The organism is Pseudoalteromonas sp. S3260 (assembly GCF_005886925.1).
Taxonomy (GTDB): Bacteria; Pseudomonadota; Gammaproteobacteria; order Enterobacterales; family Alteromonadaceae; genus Pseudoalteromonas; species Pseudoalteromonas tetraodonis.
Map to the genome: position 1 here is coordinate 1 of NZ_PNCV01000149.1, position 16,142 is coordinate 16,142.

A 16,142-nucleotide genomic window follows, 5' to 3' on the forward strand; every position below is an offset into this window, starting at 1 on the left:
GATTCGAACCACCGACCCCTACCATGTCAAGGTAGTGCTCTAACCAACTGAGCTACAGTCGTACTATAAGTCTACATACTACTTAATTCGTCCATGAAGCTTCATCCTGTCGGCGTCCTGCCTCCAACTCGTTCGGCTGCGAAGCTTCGCTTCAATCTCGCCCAACTGAGCTAGAGTCGTACTGCATGTATTTAAGAATTGTTAATTGCTTAACAACGGTCGCTAATATATAGCGTGATGAGTGGTGAATCAAGCATGTTTATGGTTTTTAAGTTTATTTGCCGTTTTTTTATTCATATTGGACTGATTTCGCACGTTTTATAAAATTTTTGCCACCAGATAACATGCTCTTTTGCTGACGCTTTTAGCTGAGAGAGTAAGTTGTTAGAATTTGGGTCAAGTAGGGCGTTTACCGCTTCACTACTCACTGCTTGATTAAACCACAGCTGCATATAAAGCGGCTGCAATGTTTCTAAATACCCGCTCAGCTGTGCTTGATAAGGCTGTATTTGTTTTAAATAATATTTATTAAATATATTACTGACAATTTTAGCCTGCTGCTTATTTTTCCCTTTAGGGCAAATATCTTCTACTACTAATGAATTTACAAACTGGGTTGCTGTATTATTTAAGCTAATTTGTTCTCGCGCAGCTTGAATAAGCTGTTGGTCAAATTTGTATCTGTTGAGCGGTTCAAGCGCTGACAAAATATCATCGCTGTTTATTGCCATACTCTTTTTCGTTTCTATTTGGTGTTTTATGGTAGTTAGCTTTTTAAGCGCCTCAACTGTGTCGCTAAACCCAGCTGGTTGGGTGCTGAGTTCTTGGCCAGTTAGCTGCCAAGTGCTGCTCAGTTCAGGTTCACTATATAAAACATTATTAAAATAATGAGTGAGTTGAGTTTGTTTTTGGTTTTTTGCCGCTGTAATTTTACTGTGAACATTGCTTTGTTTATCTAAGGTGTTTAAACAGTTTTGCGCGCTTTGAATAAAATCTATTTGGTACTTCAATTGACTAGCAGCGGTGGCTGTTTTACCTAACTGATTATTATGCTCGCTTATTAAAACGTTCAGTTTACATTGGCTAATACCAGCTAGTTCAGTTATGCCAATTTTAATCGCAGGTTGCAACGCTTCAACTGGCTTTACTAAGGCTAATTGTTGCAGTGGCTTTGTGTGTGGCTCAGGCGCTTGTAAAGTATTACTCAAGCGAGACAAATAGGTTTTATTTGCCTCACTGGGCTGCTTTGAGCAGCCCAAAAGCACCATACAACATGCCGCCAATAACCAATTAAGCGGCAGTTTGGTATAGATTGATTGTTTAAGTGAGAATAAATGGTTCACGTTTAAATCGCCTATGAACGGTCAGCATCAGTAGTATAGCTGCAACTGATAAGCCAACGATAATGCCTATCCAAAAACCATGCGGGCCCATTGCTGGCACTATCATGTCTGTTCTTGCTAATACGTAGCCTAAACTAAAGCCGATTAACCAATAAGAAATAAAAGTAATATACGAAATCGGCGCTGTGTGTTTTAAACCACGTAAAATACCGTTTGCAGCTACTTGTAATGCATCAGGAAGTTGGTAAATACAGGCTAAAATCATAATTGATGAAGCAAGCGCAAGTACCGCTGGGCTATCGCTATATAATTGGCTGATCACATCACGCCCTATAAATGTAATAAAAGCGATAAACAACGCAACCATAGCCGCCATAATATAACTTGTCGATACCGCTACTTTTAATTGTTCTAAATGATTTTGCCCAAATAAATTACCAATTCGTATGCTAATGGCAATTGAGAGGCTCAGAGGCATCATAAATAACAGTGCAGTCACACTGGCTGCAATTTGATGGCCAGACACAGCCACCGCACCCAAATGCGCAATAAACAGAGGAATACAGGCAAACAAGGTCACTTCAAAAAAAGTAGCGAGTGAAATAGGAATACCGAGTTTGGTAATAATACCAATGGTTTTAAAATTGGGTTTTTCAAAGCCAGTTAATAAGCCTTTGGCATCTATTTTTTTACTCAGCTGGCAATAAGTAACTTGCGCAATAGCCATTACAGTAAATACGAGTGCGGTAGCAATACCACAACCGGCTCCGCCAAATGCGGGTAGGCCAAATAAGCCATTGATAAAAATATAATTGAGTGGAATGTTTACCGCAAGTCCGAGTAGGCTAATATAAAATGCAGGCTTGGTCATCCCCATGCCTTCGGTCATATTTCTATACACGGTAAAAATTAAAAAACCAAATACACCCCATTTAACAAAATGAATGTAGTCAAAAGCAAGTCCTGCAATCGCCGGGGTGGTATCTAGCTGTAAAATAACGGTGTTGGCAAGCTGGGCAGCACAAAAACCTGCAATACTCAAAAGGAGCGTTAAATAAAGCGCTTGCTGAAAATAATGGCTAATGCCGTTGCGGTCTTTAGCACCCGCAAATTGAGCAATGACTCCCGTTAGGGCTAATAAAATACCTTGTATTGCTAATAAAATTGGGTTCCATATTCCTGTAGCAATTGAGAGGGCAGCGAGATCGGTTGGACTCACTTGTCCGGCCATAATGGTATCAACCACTGACATTAATACTAAGGTCACTTGTGCTAAAAAAACGGGAAAGGCGAGGGAAAGTAAACGTTTAGCTTCCCAACTACAAAAAGTCATAAAAAACAGCTATTCAGAAAAACATGGGCGCATTGTAGTCTATTGTGATTGCTCTATCTATGTAGACAATCAGCGAATCTATTAAATTGCTGCATAAGCTTACTTTTGTTGCGAATAAAAGTGCTATTAAGTGAATTATTTTAGCGATTGATACGTTAAACTAGCACTTTGTTAGAAAGAGAAGCGATTTTTATGTTTACCGGTATTATTCAAACTCAAGCAACAGTAGTCTCTAGAACCCATACGCAGGGTGTATTACGTTTAGTCGTTTCTGTTAATGAGCAATACGTAAAGCATTTAGACTTAGGTGCTAGCATCGCTATAAATGGTTGCTGCTTAACGGTAGTTAAAGTAGAGCTTAGTAATCAAGATGTAGTGGCTCAAGTGCATTTTGATGTTATTGACGAAACTTTGCAGCTTACTAACCTTGGACAACTGGAATTGGGTAGTTTAGTCAATTACGAGCGTTCTGTGTCGTTTGGTACTGAGCTGGGTGGGCACATAGTCTCTGGCCATATTCATTGTACTGCCAAAATAGTGCAAATAGTTAAACTAGAAAATAACTACAAAATGCAGCTTAGCCTTCCAAAAAAATGGCAAAAATATGTGTTATACAAAGGGTTTGTATCTATTAATGGCGCCAGTTTAACGGTTGGTAATATTGATGAGCATGGCTTTTGGTTACACTTAATACCAGAAACACTCGATATTACTAATTTAGGTGCAGCTGTTGTAGGTGATGAATTTAATATAGAAGTTGATCAGCAAACATACACTATTATAAACACCGTCGAAAACTACATGCGCCAACATAGCTAAAATATTTGTTCGTCATCGCTGTCCACGTGTAACTCTAACTTATTACGTGCATAGTCTATATGCATATTTAAATGAATTAGATTACAGCAAGCACTGCATTCTTCATAGTAGTCTTGGTCGCCCATACTGGCATCAAGGTCTAAATGAATATGGTGTCCACAATGTGGGCAGGCGATACGTTGTGATAAAAAGTCTTTCATAACACCTCCTTAAAAATTAAGTTATTTTACCTAGATAGCACATAACGGCTTAATACTAAGTAGCTTGAACTCTAACTAAATGATTTACTCATATTGAGCTATCAACAGTGACTTATTACAAGTAAATTTAATGCAATTAGCGTTAAAAATAACGCTCGAATAGATTTATTTTTTAGAGTTCAAGTATAAGTATAGTGCTTATATTTTGTTTACTCATTTATTTAAGTTTAGTAGTTTTTCAACGTGTTCTTTAGCCTGATTTAAGTAATGGCCTGCATAAATATTGGCATGGTTTAAAATAGGGTAAAGCTGATAAATAAGCTTGCGATGTTGGTAGTTCTGAGAGAGTGGATAATGGTGATCATAGGCGTTATAAAATTCATCGGGTAATGGGGCAAAAAGTTCACTCATAGCTATATCGACCTCCCGATCACCGTAATAGCAGGCAGGGTCAAATAGGGTCGGAATATTATTTACAAATCCCATGTTTCCGCGCCAAAAGTCGCCATGTAATAACGAGGGCAAAACATGATGATTATGCAGTTGCTCTTTTACTAAATTTATCAGTTGTTCGGGGTCTGCCAGCACAATGTCTTTTTCAGCTAATAGCTGTAATTGCCAACCAATACGTTCTTCTGCAAAAAATACATCCCATTTTTTATGCCATTGATTTGGTTGAGGCGTAGAGCTTAAATAATTGTCTGTATCAAAACCAAACATCGCTTGCTCGTGTTTTTGATGTAACATGGCAAGGTGTTCACCCATCGTTGACCAATGCATGTGGGGAAGGTCATCAAGTGTAAGCCACTCTAATACAATAAACGCATATTCTATATTGGCGCCAGTTGTAATGCAGTCGGGCACCATAAATATACTGTTTTGAGTGAGTTGTTTTAAGCCCTGTGCTTGTGCTTCAAAGCGATCGAGCTCATTTTTTTGCGCAATTTTAACTAAATAATTGTGCTTGCCATCACTTATATGGAAAAGCATATCGGTTGATGTGTTTTGCAACTGACGTTTATGGGTGTGTTTAAAATCGTAATGGATAGCTTGGCTGATCTGTTGATTGATTGTTTTCCACATAACAATTGCTCACCTTTTAAACCTATAAATAAACTATGGCAAAAAGGGATTAAATAAACAAATTAATCGGTGTAAAATTAAGACTATCAATTTCTGATACAAATCACTGAAATGGAATAAAAATGAATAAAAGTTTTATCACTAACTTATTGGCAGCGTGTTGTGTTGTTATTGGTTTTGTATTTGATCAAGCCATTGTACTTTCGGTGGGCTTATTTGCACTCTCTGGTGCGGTTACAAACTTACTCGCTATTCATATGCTATTTGAAAAAGTCCCGTTTTTATATGGATCGGGGGTGATTGCGCTCAAGTTTAAAAGCTTTAAAGTAGCTATAAGAAATTTAATACTTACGGAGTTCTTTTCTGAGCATAAAATAGACAAGCTTTTAAGCAAGGCGCAGCCAACGATAGACTTTGAATCGGTAATTGAAAAGGTAGATTTAAATCCCGCTTTCGATAATTTGTTATTGGTGATAGAGCAATCACAATTTGGCAGCATGCTGGCAATGTTTGGCGGTACAGAGGCGGTAGAGCCAATGCGAGAAAAATTTATCGAAAAAATGCAATTATCACTGGTACAAATAAGCGACACCGACGATTTTAAAGTGCTAGTAAGCGACATGCTTACTCAAGGAAATAACGCGGAAAGCTTACATAATACGGTACTTAAATTAGTGGATGAACGCCTAGATGAACTCACCCCTAAAATGGTAAAAGAAATTATTCAAACCATGATCCGTGAGCATTTAGGTTGGCTCGTTGTATGGGGTGGGGTATTTGGTGGCTTGTTTGGTTTGTTGGCAGCGCTTATTTAATAATAAATACACGTTAAGCAGGTACTAAGCCCTGCTTAACGTGTTTGATTCGCGTAAATTGAACGTATTAAAACCGATTTCCTAGTCATAATTTAGGTTATTTAGATCCCGCCATAATAACCACCATCAGTTTATTTACCTTTGCCAAATCCCTTATTGATGTGCTGGTGGTAGCCTCAATATTGAAAAAGCGTGCAGATTTGTCTAAATCATAAAGCGCTACAAAATCATTCATTGATAACTCATTGCAGCGTAATTTTTTGCTAATTACATGCTTGTTGGTATGGAGCTCTTTAATCGTTCTGTGCAGTGTCAGTTGTTTGTTAGAAGCAACGGCCATGCAAACTTGTGTACCGGGTGATGAATCAGCGGCAACAAAAGTGGTTGCCATTACAGGTGCTGTTAATGTTGCTGCGCCCAATAATACAGTTGAATATAGAGTTGCTTTGAAAGAAATCATAGTATTTTCCTCTTTGTTTATGTGCAACTTAAGTATTGTTTAATGTAGCCAGAATGTTGTTAACTGAATGAGGCAAGCTGTAAGAAGATGTGTATATAAATTATGCAATTTTGTAGGTGTATGAAAAGTTGTTCATAAGTAACCTGAACTATGGATAATAAATCTATCTCAAGCAGCTATTTTCAGCGCTAACTGCGTTGAATTTACTTGCAATAGGCCCGCTATTGACGCGAAAATTCGCCTTGTTTTCACTGTAAATTTCTGGCTGGAGAAAACGAACTAAATTATTGATATAATTCAATATGTTAGCAAATCTCTTAACCAAAGTTCAGGTTAAGTAATTTATTTTTGACACACTTTAGCGTTTTCATACTGAAATATTTTTTCAGACTGTTATTATCGCGCCCTAAATTTGTGGCATTTTATATTTTTGGAGCGCAATTGTGAATAAAACGTTAGCCAGTTACTACCAGCAAGCTTATGCGTGTGAGCAACAGCATTTTAACCAATGTTTTTATTGCGGTTGTGAGGCAACAGAGCGCGATCATTGCCCACCATTGCACATGTTACAAAGTATTATTGATTTAGGCGAAGAAGCAGATTTTGTTGCTATTGCGGCTTGTTATGAATGCCATGCATTACTTCATAATGAACGCTTAATGACCATTGATGAGCGTTTTAGTAAGCTTAAAAAGAAACTCTCAAATAAATACGCCAAGCCCTTACGTGTGTACAACATGTGGGAAGAAAGCGAGCTTGGCGACATGAGCGATGAATTTGCGCACAGCATTCAAGCGGGCATGAAACTCGGTAAAGAAGCGGCTGAGCGACTCGCCTTTACAGGGTTTAGTTATGCCACTGAAGAAGCGCGCGTTACGGTGCGCGAAAAAACCAAAGAGTTTGATGTAGAAGGCACCGTATTTACCGACTTTAAAGAAGCGCTTAACTATTGCATTACTGTATTAAAAGTACAAAAAAGTGATTTTTATAAAATTTTAGTCGAGGATTATCAAGGCGATTTTAGTAAGGCATTGAGCCAATACAGGCATCGTCATGATAAAGTCACCGCCGCAAAAGATGGTAATACATTAATTAAAGATTTTTCAAAATTACATAAGCAAAATTCGGATTTTGTAACCCGAACGGTTAAACACTTTATTAGTAAAGATCCATCGCTCACCACTGAAGGGGCACTGGATAAGCTTTATAACAATTATATAAAAAAATAATTACAGAAACTCACCTTAAATAACCGCCTTTTCACCTGTTTTTTTAGCTTTATGCGTTTGCTTTCGCTAAAGTAGTAAAAAAACAGGAGAACCTAAAAACATGCAAAAATTTGCTCCCTCATTGTTAGCTGTTGGTTTAGCAGCGGCTCTTGTTGGTTGCCAAGAAAGCGGCCCGCAAGATGCAAAAGTAACCATTAATAAAAACCCATACCCAAGTACTTATCAACCCGTTGCTACATCAAGCACATTAATTACCAATGCCACTGTATTAACTGGCACGGGTGAGCGTTTAGATGAAGCCGATGTATTACTTGTTGATGGTAAAGTACAGCAAGTAGGTAAAGATTTAACCGCTAACGCAGACACCACTATCGATGCGCAAGGCAAATGGGTAACACCAGGTATTATTGATGTTCACTCTCATTTAGGTGCTTATCCAAATCCATCGGTTGAGTCTCACCAAGATGGCAACGAAATGACTAGCCCAAATACAGCAGAAGTATGGGTTGAGCATTCAATTTGGCCACAAGATCCAGGCTTTAATCGCGCACGTGAAGGCGGTATTACCTCGTTACAAATTTTACCAGGTTCAGCTAATTTATTTGGTGGACGTGGCGTTACCCTTAAAAATGTACCGGCTCACACCATGCAAGGGATGAAGTTTCCTGATGCACCATACGGTTTAAAAATGGCGTGTGGTGAAAACCCTAAACGCGTTTATGGCCGTAAAGGTGAATTACCGATGACACGTATGGGTAATATGGCAGGCTATCGCACAGCTTGGATTGGTGCGCAAGAGTACAAACGTGCTTGGGACAAATACGATGCTGATTACGCTGCGGGTAAAAACCCAGAAGCTCCACACCGCGATATTAAATACGATACTCTTCGCGGTGTTTTAGAAGGTGAGGTTCGTATTCACAATCACTGTTATAAAGCTGAAGAAATGGCGATGATGATCGACCTTTCTAAAGAGTTTAATTACCATGCGGGTACATTCCATCACGGTATTGAAGCTTATAAAATCGCAGATTTACTGGCTGAAAATGGCTCGTGTGCAGCACTTTGGCCAGACTGGTGGGGCTTTAAAATGGAAGCCTACGATATGGTACAAGAGAACGTAGCGATTGTTGATGCAGTTAAAAACTCATGTGCCGTTGTGCACTCAGACTCAGACACGACGATTCAACGCTTAAACCAAGAAGCCGCTAAAGTAATGTACAGTGCAAACCAAAATGGGTTTGATATTTCTGAGCAGCATGCAATTAAGTGGATCACGGCTAATGCCGCTAAATCACTCGGCATTGAAGATAAAACAGGCTCACTTGAAGCGGGTAAACAAGCTGATGTGGTTATTTGGAATCAAAGCCCATTTAGCGTTTACGCAAAAGCTGAGCAAGTGTTTGTTGATGGCGCAAAAGTTTACGATAGAAACGATAGTGCATACCAAGCACAAAGTGATTTTATGTTAGGTCAACAATAAGGAGCACCCAGAATGAAAAAATTATCACGTTCGTTTTCGCTTTCTCTGGTTGCTGCAGGGTTACTAGCATCGGGTGCGGTGAGCGCTCAATCTCTTGCTATAATTAACGCAACACTGCATACATCCTCAGATCAAGGCGTATTAGAGTCTGCCAGCATCGTAATGAATGATGGCAAAATCACTGCAATTAATCCTAGCGATGTTAAAGCAGATAAAATTATTGATGCCAAAGGTCAAATCGTGACCCCTGGTTTTATTGCCACTGTAAATCAACTTGGTTTAGTTGAAGTAGGTGCGGTTGCGGGCTCTCGCGATGCGGGAGAAGAAAAAGCAGGTATTGATTTTGATGCAAGCTTGGCATTTAACCCTCGTTCAAGCCTAATCCCTTATGCACGTAAAGGCGGTGTTACTCGCGATTTGATCACCCCGTACGGCGGTGACAGCATATTTGCAGGCCTTGCCAGTGTGGTGGATTTAAGCGGCAGCTTTGAAAGCGTAAACAAAAAGCAAGCGGCATTAGTGGTTCATTTGGGTGAGCGAAGCAAAGGCTCTCGTGCATTTACATTGCAAACACTGATCAATAAGTTAGATGAGCACCAAACTAAAGCAAGCAAAGAAGCTAAAAAAGACGATGCTAAGCCAAGTGCTGAAGATAAAATAATGGCTAAAGTACTAAAAGGCGATATGCCATTACTAATTAGTGTGTCGCGTGCATCGGATATTGTTGAACTTATAAAAGTGAAACAGCAGTTTGGGGTAAATATTGTTCTTAATGGTGCGCAAGATGCCGTTGTAGTTAAAGATCGTATCGCAAAAGCGGGTATTCCTGTGATCATCAGTGCAATGGATAACTTACCAGGCAGTTTTGATTCATTACATGCAAGCCTAAATAATGCCGGCATACTAGAAAAAGCAGGTGTTAAAGTACTTTTAACTGTGGGTGGCGATGCCAGTCATAATGTTTACCAGCTCCGCTATGATGCCGGTAATGCAGTGTCTTATGGTATGAGCCAGCAAGGCGCATTAAAAGCGATGACTTCAAATGTGGCTGATGTATTTGGTATTAATGCGGGTAGCTTAGAAGTGGGTAAAGCCGCTGATGTTGTAATGTGGAGTAACGACCCGTTTGAGCTGAGCAGCCACGTAAATAAAATGTTTATTAATGGGGTTGAGGTAAGTACTGAATCTCGCCAAGATAAACTGCGTGAGCGCTATACAACAGAATCAAACATGCCACGTGCATACACTAAATAAACTTGTTTAGTTGAATATTAAAGGCCGCATTAGCGGCCTTTTTTACGAATGCCTTTTACTTATACCAATCCGCAAAGTAAACCACTTAAATAAGCGAATTGGTATTAGGCACAAAAAAAGGCGCTCTTTGGAGCGCCTTTTCATTCATTTAATGGATTTATACCAGTTTAGTTAAAATCTCGTTAAATGTTGTGCTTGGGCGCATTGCTTTAAAAGCTGCATCGTCATTTGGCTGGAAGTATCCGCCAATGTCCATTGCTGGGCCCTGTGCATCGTTTAGCTCGCTAACAATTTGCTCTTTGTTAGTTTCAAGGTCGCTAGCAATTTGCGTAAACTGCGCTTTAAGCTCGCTGTCATCATTTTGCTTAGCAAGTTCTTGTGCCCAGAATAAAGATAAGAAGAAATGAGAACCACGGTTATCAATCTCTTTTACTTTACGTGAAGGCGACTTGTTTTCAGCTAAGAATGTGCCGGTAGCTTTATCAAGCGTATCTGCAAGTACTTGTGCTTTTTTGTTACCTGTTGTTGTGCTTAGGTGCTCAAGTGAAGCAGCAAGTGCTAAGAATTCACCTAAAGAATCCCAACGTAAGTGGTTTTCTTTCTCAAATTGTTGAACGTGCTTAGGAGCAGAGCCACCCGCACCAGTTTCAAATAAACCACCGCCATTCATTAGTGGCACAATTGAAAGCATTTTAGCACTGGTACCCAACTCTAAAATTGGGAATAAATCTGTTAAGTAATCACGTAACACGTTACCTGTTACAGAAATTGTGTCTTTACCTTCTTTGATGCGTGCTAGTGAGAACAAGGTTGCATCCATTGGCGATAAAATTTGAATATCTAGGCCAGCAGTGTCGTGATCTGGCAGGTATTTATTTACTTTTTTGATTAGCTCAGCATCGTGTGCACGTTCTGCATCTAACCAGAAAATAGCCGGATTACCTGTTGCGCGAGCGCGGTTTACTGCAAGTTTAACCCAATCTTGAATAGGTGCATCCTTAACCTGACACATGCGCCAGATATCGCCTTTCTCAACACTGTGCTCAAGTAACGTATTACCGTTTGTGTCTACAACACGGATAGTACCGTCAGCTTTTGCTTCAAATGTTTTATCGTGTGAGCCGTACTCTTCTGCTTTTTGAGCCATAAGGCCAACGTTTGGTACGCTACCCATAGTCGTAGGATCAAATGCACCGTGCTCTTTACAAAAATCAATTGTTGCTTGGTAAACGCCAGAGTAACAACGATCTGGAATTACAAAGCTTGTGTCTTGTAATTTATCGTCTTTATTCCACATTTGACCGCTTGAACGAATTGCAGCAGGCATAGAGGCATCGATGATCACATCACTTGGTACGTGTAAGTTTGTAATACCGCGATGAGAATCAACCATTGCGATAGCAGGGCGGTCAGCGTAAACAGCTTGAATGTCAGCTTCAATTTCTTCGCGCTTAGCGTCATCTAAAGTTTGAATTTTAGAGTACACATCGCCTAAACCGTTATTTACATCAACACCTAGCTCTTCAAAAAGTGCACCGTGTTTTGCAAAAACGTCTTTGTAAAATACTTTTACAGCGTGACCAAAGATGATCGGATCAGATACTTTCATCATGGTCGCTTTCATATGAAGCGAAAATAACACGCCTTTTTCTTTAGCTGCATTAATTTCAGCTTCAAGGAATGCTTGTAATTTTGCAGCACTAATACGTGATGCATCAATTACTTCACCAGCAAGTAGCTGTGTGCTTTGCTTAAGTACAGTGATATCGCCATTAGCCGCTACGTGTTCAATACGAACATCCGTTGCTTCATCAACAGTTAGTGACTGCTCTGAACCAAAGAAGTCACCTTCTTTCATGCTTGCAACATAAGACTGTGAATCTTTGCTCCATGCACCCATAGAATGTGGGTTATTACGTGCATATTCTTTTACTGAACTTGGTGCGCGACGGTCAGAGTTACCTTCACGAAGTACAGGGTTTACTGCACTGCCTTTAATTTTGTCATAGGCGGCTTGAATCGCTTTTTCTTCATCGTTTTTAGGTTCTACAGGGTATTCTGGAAGTGCATAACCTTTTTCTTGAAGCTCTTTAATTACAGCGCGAAGTTGTGGAACTGAGGCACTGATGTTCGGTAATTTAATGATATTAGCTTCTGGTGTTTTCGCCATTTCGCCAAGTTCTGCAAGTGCATCACCAATGCGTTGTTCTTCTGTTAGGTAATCCGGGAAGCTCGCAATAACACGACCAGCGAGTGAGATGTCGCGTGTTTCAACTTCAACACCTGCCGCATTTGTGTACGCTTGGATAATTGGTAACAACGAATACGTTGCTAATGCCGGAGCTTCGTCCGTTTTTGTATAGATAATTTTTGATGTCATCATCATTCCTAGATAGTAGGCCGCATTGGCCAAATTCAACAATGCAAAGAAATCATCGCCTAATACCTTATAAATAAAGTATTAATGTATGCAATGAGTAGTCTGTTAGGTGTTGGTACTCGTATAACCTAAACAAGGTAAGAATAATCACACCTGACGGACTAGTGTCTTTTATAACTAAAATTTATGTAAATCTAAACTAGCCATTAGGCTAAAGTAATTACGTTTTACAGGATAAAGAGTGTAACAAGCTTGGCTAAAAAGGGCTAGGATTACGCGCCAAACGCCAGCAGTTAAACATCTAATAGTGAAATTATTGGGGTAGATAAAATAAAATCAAGGAGTGGGGTTGAATTATCGAACAATGAAGCAATTAATATGGAAGTGGTTAGGGGTTTTAGGGAATTAAGCGAGGATCTAAATAGGTCGCTCGCTTTAGTCTCATATTTACAATCACTCTAAAATATCGCCGTTAGGGGCTATATTAGTAGCGTGTAGACCTTTAGGGCCTTGTTGTAATTCGAAGGTAACATCTTGACCAGCTTTAAGCGTCTTGTATCCGTCCATTACAATAGTGGAGTAATGAGCAAAAATGTCGTTCTCGCAACCGTCTTCTACGATGAAACCAAAACCTTTGGCGTTGTTGAACCATTTGACTTTACCACAAGCCATACTTCTACATCCTTCTATAAGTTGACTAATTTAGTTATCCTAAACTGTATTGTTTGCTAGACTGACTAAGGTTTAATCAATCACCATTTGACTGTAGTTTATTTAAGCAACCAGTCAAGTGTTTTGGGTTATTTTTTAACATTTTATTTATTTTTTTATTCAAGTTTGCTTGAGTTACAAAGACAAGACTATATTTAATTATGAGTGGTATGAAAGATTCTGGTGTTATCGACACCGTTCGCGATAGTGAAAAGCAAAAGTTGCAGCCACCGCGAAAATATAAAGTTGTGTTAAACAACGATGATTACACGCCGATGGATTTTGTAATTGAGATCTTGATGACGTTTTTTAATATGGATAGCGATAGAGCAACTGATGTGATGCTGCAAATACATCAGCAAGGTAAGGGCATTTGTGGTGTTTACAGCGCCGATGTAGCACATACCAAGGCTGAGCAAGTTAACCGCTACTCAAGGGATAACGAGCATCCACTGCTATGTAGTTGTGAGCAGGAATAAATACCACAAAGGTGAACTTTCATCTTTGAAGTGCGGTATAAAATTATTATCTCTGTAAGGGGTTGCCAATGCTAAATAAAGACTTAGAACTAACTTTGAACACCGCGTTTCGTGAAGCGCGTACACGTCGTCATGAGTTTATGACCGTAGAGCATCTTTTATTAGCTCTACTCGATAATCCATCAGCTGGAGAAGCGCTTAATGCGTGTGGTGTTGACATTTCTGGATTAAAAACAGAGTTACTTGAATTTATTGATGAAACCACACCGGTTATTCCTGATTTAGAAGAAGAACGCGAAACTCAACCAACGCTTGGTTTTCAGCGTGTATTACAGCGCGCGGTATTTCATGTGCAATCTTCGGGAAAAAATGAAGTGACTGGTGTAAATGTGCTGGTGGCTATTTTTTCTGAGCAAGAAAGCCAAGCAGTTTATTTGCTTAAAAAGAATGATATTTCTCGCCTTGATATTGTTAATTTTATTTCTCATGGGATTGCCAAAGGTGACGACGAATTAGGCGATGACACTGACGATATACATGAAGAAGTGCAAGAAGTTGCCAGTGAAGAAGCGAGTAAGCTCGACAGCTTCACCACTAATCTCAACATACAAGCCAAAGAGGGCAACATTGACCCTCTAGTTGGTCGCGACAGCGAAGTAGAGCGCACCGTACAGGTGTTGTGTCGTCGTAAAAAGAACAACCCATTACTGGTTGGTGAAGCTGGCGTGGGTAAAACAGCCATCGCTGAGGGTTTAGCGTATCGAATTGTTAACGAACAAGTGCCTGAAGTTATTGCTGATGCGGTTGTTTACTCATTAGATATGGGCGCTTTGCTTGCAGGTACTAAATACCGAGGCGATTTTGAGAAGCGCTTTAAAAGCTTATTAAAAGAGCTGCAAGCTAAACCAGGCTCTATTTTATTTATAGATGAAATTCATACCATTATCGGTGCAGGTGCTGCATCGGGTGGGGTAATGGATGCCTCAAACTTAATTAAACCGCTACTTTCTAGTGGACAATTGCGTTGTATGGGTTCTACCACCTATGGTGAGTACAAAAACATTTTTGAGAAAGACCGTGCCTTGGTACGTCGCTTTCAAAAAATTGATGTGCTTGAGCCCAGTGTGGAAGACACCACTAAAATTCTTAACGGCTTAAAAGAGCGTTATGAAGCACACCATGGTATTCGTTACACGCAAAAAGCGTTGAAGGCGGCAGCCGAGCTTAGCGCTAAGTACATTAACGAACGTCATCTGCCTGATAAAGCGATTGATGTTATTGATGAAGCGGGTGCAAGCCAACGCTTGTTACCTACCTCTAAACGTAAAAAAACGATTGGTGTTTCTGATATCGAGCTGATTGTGTCAAAAATGGCGCGTATCCCGCCACAAAATGTATCATCGTCTGATAAAGAAACGCTGAAAAACTTAGACCGTAACTTAAAAATGTTAGTGTTTGGGCAAGATCAGTCTATTGATGCATTAACTTCTGCCATTCGTTTGTCGCGTTCAGGTTTAGCGAATGAGAACAAACCGGTTGGTTCGTTCTTATTTGCAGGCCCAACGGGGGTCGGTAAAACTGAGGTTACCAAGCAATTAGCTAAATGTATGGGCGTTGAGTTTATTCGTTTTGATATGTCTGAATATGTTGAGCGCCATGCGGTGAGCCGTTTAATTGGTGCGCCTCCGGGTTATGTTGGTTTTGAACAAGGCGGCTTACTAACAGAAGCGGTCATTAAAAATCCACACGCTGTTGTACTTTTGGATGAGATTGAAAAAGCCCATCCAGATATCTACAACATTTTATTGCAAGTTATGGATCACGGTACGCTAACTGATAATAATGGTCGTAAAGCCGACTTTAGAAACGTCGTAGTCGTGATGACCACTAATGCCGGCGTGCAAGAAACCACACGTAAGTCGATTGGCTTTAGTGAGCAAGACCATACGCACGATGCAATGGGTGAAATTAATAAAGTATTTTCACCAGAATTTAGAAACCGCTTAGATAACATTATTTGGTTTAATCACCTCGATAAAGAAGTTATTTTACAAGTGGTTGATAAGTTCGTTGTGGAGCTTCAAGCGCAACTAGACAAGAAATCAGTTAATCTTGAGCTGACGTCTAAAGCACGTGAATGGTTGGCTGACAAAGGCTATGACAAAGCAATGGGCGCACGCCCTATGGCACGTGTTATTCAGGAAGACCTTAAAAAGCAATTGGCAAACGAAATACTGTTTGGCGAGCTAATCACTGGCGGTACAGTAAAAGTATCGGTTAAAGATAAAAAGCTGCGTTTTGATTACGAAAGTGATTTAACCCCAGCCTAATGGTCGTTATACAAAAGCCTGCTTTGCGCAGGCTTTTTATTTGCCAAAGAAATAGGCAACAAAAAACCCAGCAAAGGCTGGGTTTTTTGTTTGTTAAATGTAATTACTGGCTACTAGGGTCTGTTGACCTTTCAAGGTTAAATTTGCAGCAGTCTGTTTGGTATTTAGGCAAGGCAGAGCCTATGTGGTGTGGTTATTCCCCATAAATAGGCGATAACGCAGC

General features: G+C 39.9%; 14 protein-coding genes. 7 read left to right on the forward strand and 7 right to left on the reverse strand.

The annotated features are described in order from the left end of the window. Nucleotides 1-293 precede the first annotated feature (293 nt). Together CWC14_RS17070 and CWC14_RS17075 are read right to left on the reverse strand one after the other, a co-directional pair. Nucleotides 294-1,343, reverse strand: coding sequence for a DUF3080 family protein (locus tag CWC14_RS17070; protein ID WP_138564082.1), 1,050 nt, complete (start codon nt 1,341-1,343; stop codon nt 294-296). Beyond that, the gene (locus CWC14_RS17075) at nt 1,321-2,676 is read right to left on the reverse strand and encodes an MATE family efflux transporter (protein ID WP_138564084.1); all 1,356 of its coding nucleotides are present in this window, start codon (nt 2,674-2,676) and stop codon (nt 1,321-1,323) included. The genes CWC14_RS17070 and CWC14_RS17075 overlap by 23 nt, the downstream gene beginning before the upstream one ends. 192 nt (nt 2,677-2,868) lie before the next feature. On the opposite strand from CWC14_RS17075, the gene CWC14_RS17080 reads away from it, so the two are divergent. Further along, the gene (locus CWC14_RS17080; protein WP_028835882.1) at nt 2,869-3,495 is read left to right on the forward strand and encodes a riboflavin synthase; all 627 of its coding nucleotides are present in this window, start codon (nt 2,869-2,871) and stop codon (nt 3,493-3,495) included. Here the strand turns inward: CWC14_RS17080 and CWC14_RS17085 are convergent. Both CWC14_RS17085 and CWC14_RS17090 read right to left on the reverse strand, forming a co-directional pair. Next, nucleotides 3,492-3,695 carry a CPXCG motif-containing cysteine-rich protein gene (locus CWC14_RS17085; protein WP_008464077.1) on the reverse strand — a complete coding sequence of 68 codons (204 nt, stop codon included), beginning with the start codon at nt 3,693-3,695 and terminating at the stop codon, nt 3,492-3,494. The two genes, CWC14_RS17080 and CWC14_RS17085, sit on opposite strands and share 4 nt — an antisense overlap. A gap of 213 nt (nt 3,696-3,908) precedes the next feature. Further along, nucleotides 3,909-4,778, reverse strand: coding sequence for a fructosamine kinase family protein (locus CWC14_RS17090; RefSeq protein WP_138564086.1), 870 nt, complete (start codon nt 4,776-4,778; stop codon nt 3,909-3,911). A gap of 122 nt (nt 4,779-4,900) precedes the next feature. On the opposite strand from CWC14_RS17090, the gene CWC14_RS17095 reads away from it, so the two are divergent. Then, nucleotides 4,901-5,593, forward strand: a complete 693-nt coding sequence (locus tag CWC14_RS17095; protein WP_138564088.1) for a DUF445 domain-containing protein — start codon at nt 4,901-4,903, stop codon at nt 5,591-5,593. Between the two features lie 97 nt (nt 5,594-5,690). On the opposite strand, the gene CWC14_RS17100 is transcribed toward CWC14_RS17095, so the two are convergent. Continuing rightward, the gene (locus CWC14_RS17100; protein WP_138564090.1) at nt 5,691-6,053 is read right to left on the reverse strand and encodes a DUF3718 domain-containing protein; all 363 of its coding nucleotides are present in this window, start codon (nt 6,051-6,053) and stop codon (nt 5,691-5,693) included. A 443-nt stretch (nt 6,054-6,496) separates the two neighbouring features. Here CWC14_RS17100 and CWC14_RS17105 point away from each other — a divergent pair, with 443 nt between their 5' ends. The 3 genes from CWC14_RS17105 to CWC14_RS17115 all read left to right on the forward strand — a co-directional run bounded on the left by CWC14_RS17105 (nt 6,497) and on the right by CWC14_RS17115 (nt 10,019). After that, on the forward strand, nt 6,497-7,282 hold the full coding sequence (locus CWC14_RS17105; protein ID WP_138564092.1) for a hypothetical protein: 786 nt from the start codon (nt 6,497-6,499) through the stop codon (nt 7,280-7,282). Nucleotides 7,283-7,382: 100 nt separating this feature from the next. Next, nucleotides 7,383-8,765, forward strand: a complete 1,383-nt coding sequence (locus CWC14_RS17110; protein WP_138564094.1) for an amidohydrolase — start codon at nt 7,383-7,385, stop codon at nt 8,763-8,765. 12 nt (nt 8,766-8,777) lie between these two features. Further along, nucleotides 8,778-10,019 (forward strand): amidohydrolase family protein, encoded by a 1,242-nt coding sequence (locus CWC14_RS17115; protein WP_013464749.1) that lies wholly within the window; start codon nt 8,778-8,780, stop codon nt 10,017-10,019. 157 nt (nt 10,020-10,176) lie between these two features. Here CWC14_RS17115 and CWC14_RS17120 read toward each other — a convergent pair whose 3' ends face one another. Both CWC14_RS17120 and cspD read right to left on the reverse strand, forming a co-directional pair. Next, a complete protein-coding gene (locus CWC14_RS17120) occupies nt 10,177-12,399 on the reverse strand; it encodes an NADP-dependent isocitrate dehydrogenase (protein ID WP_138564096.1) in 2,223 nt (740 codons plus the stop codon). 453 nt (nt 12,400-12,852) lie between these two features. Continuing rightward, a complete protein-coding gene (gene cspD / locus CWC14_RS17125) occupies nt 12,853-13,071 on the reverse strand; it encodes a cold shock domain-containing protein CspD (RefSeq protein ID WP_013464751.1) in 219 nt (72 codons plus the stop codon). Nucleotides 13,072-13,280: 209 nt separating this feature from the next. Here cspD and clpS point away from each other — a divergent pair, with 209 nt between their 5' ends. Beyond that, on the forward strand, nt 13,281-13,589 hold the full coding sequence (gene clpS, locus CWC14_RS17130) for an ATP-dependent Clp protease adapter ClpS (protein ID WP_008110102.1): 309 nt from the start codon (nt 13,281-13,283) through the stop codon (nt 13,587-13,589). Between the two features lie 68 nt (nt 13,590-13,657). Further along, nucleotides 13,658-15,919: an ATP-dependent Clp protease ATP-binding subunit ClpA gene (gene clpA, locus CWC14_RS17135; RefSeq protein ID WP_138564098.1), complete on the forward strand. Its 2,262-nt coding sequence runs from the start codon at nt 13,658-13,660 to the stop codon at nt 15,917-15,919. Nucleotides 15,920-16,142: the final 223 nt, after the last annotated feature.

Bases quoted from the DNA above. Each gene is read 5' to 3' on its own strand.
- CWC14_RS17075 (WP_138564084.1), bottom strand. From the start codon at position 2,676: ATGACTTTTTGTAGTTGGGAAGCTAAACGTTTACTTTCCCTCGCCTTT.
- CWC14_RS17080 (WP_028835882.1), top strand. From the start codon at position 2,869: ATGTTTACCGGTATTATTCAAACTCAAGCAACAGTAGTCTCTAGAACC.
- CWC14_RS17085 (WP_008464077.1), bottom strand. From the start codon at position 3,695: ATGAAAGACTTTTTATCACAACGTATCGCCTGCCCACATTGTGGACAC.
- CWC14_RS17090 (WP_138564086.1), bottom strand. From the start codon at position 4,778: ATGTGGAAAACAATCAATCAACAGATCAGCCAAGCTATCCATTACGAT.
- CWC14_RS17095 (WP_138564088.1), top strand. From the start codon at position 4,901: ATGAATAAAAGTTTTATCACTAACTTATTGGCAGCGTGTTGTGTTGTT.
- CWC14_RS17100 (WP_138564090.1), bottom strand. From the start codon at position 6,053: ATGATTTCTTTCAAAGCAACTCTATATTCAACTGTATTATTGGGCGCA.
- CWC14_RS17110 (WP_138564094.1), top strand. From the start codon at position 7,383: ATGCAAAAATTTGCTCCCTCATTGTTAGCTGTTGGTTTAGCAGCGGCT.
- CWC14_RS17115 (WP_013464749.1), top strand. From the start codon at position 8,778: ATGAAAAAATTATCACGTTCGTTTTCGCTTTCTCTGGTTGCTGCAGGG.
- CWC14_RS17120 (WP_138564096.1), bottom strand. From the start codon at position 12,399: ATGACATCAAAAATTATCTATACAAAAACGGACGAAGCTCCGGCATTA.
- cspD (WP_013464751.1), bottom strand. From the start codon at position 13,071: ATGGCTTGTGGTAAAGTCAAATGGTTCAACAACGCCAAAGGTTTTGGT.
- clpS (WP_008110102.1), top strand. From the start codon at position 13,281: ATGAAAGATTCTGGTGTTATCGACACCGTTCGCGATAGTGAAAAGCAA.
- clpA (WP_138564098.1), top strand. From the start codon at position 13,658: ATGCTAAATAAAGACTTAGAACTAACTTTGAACACCGCGTTTCGTGAA.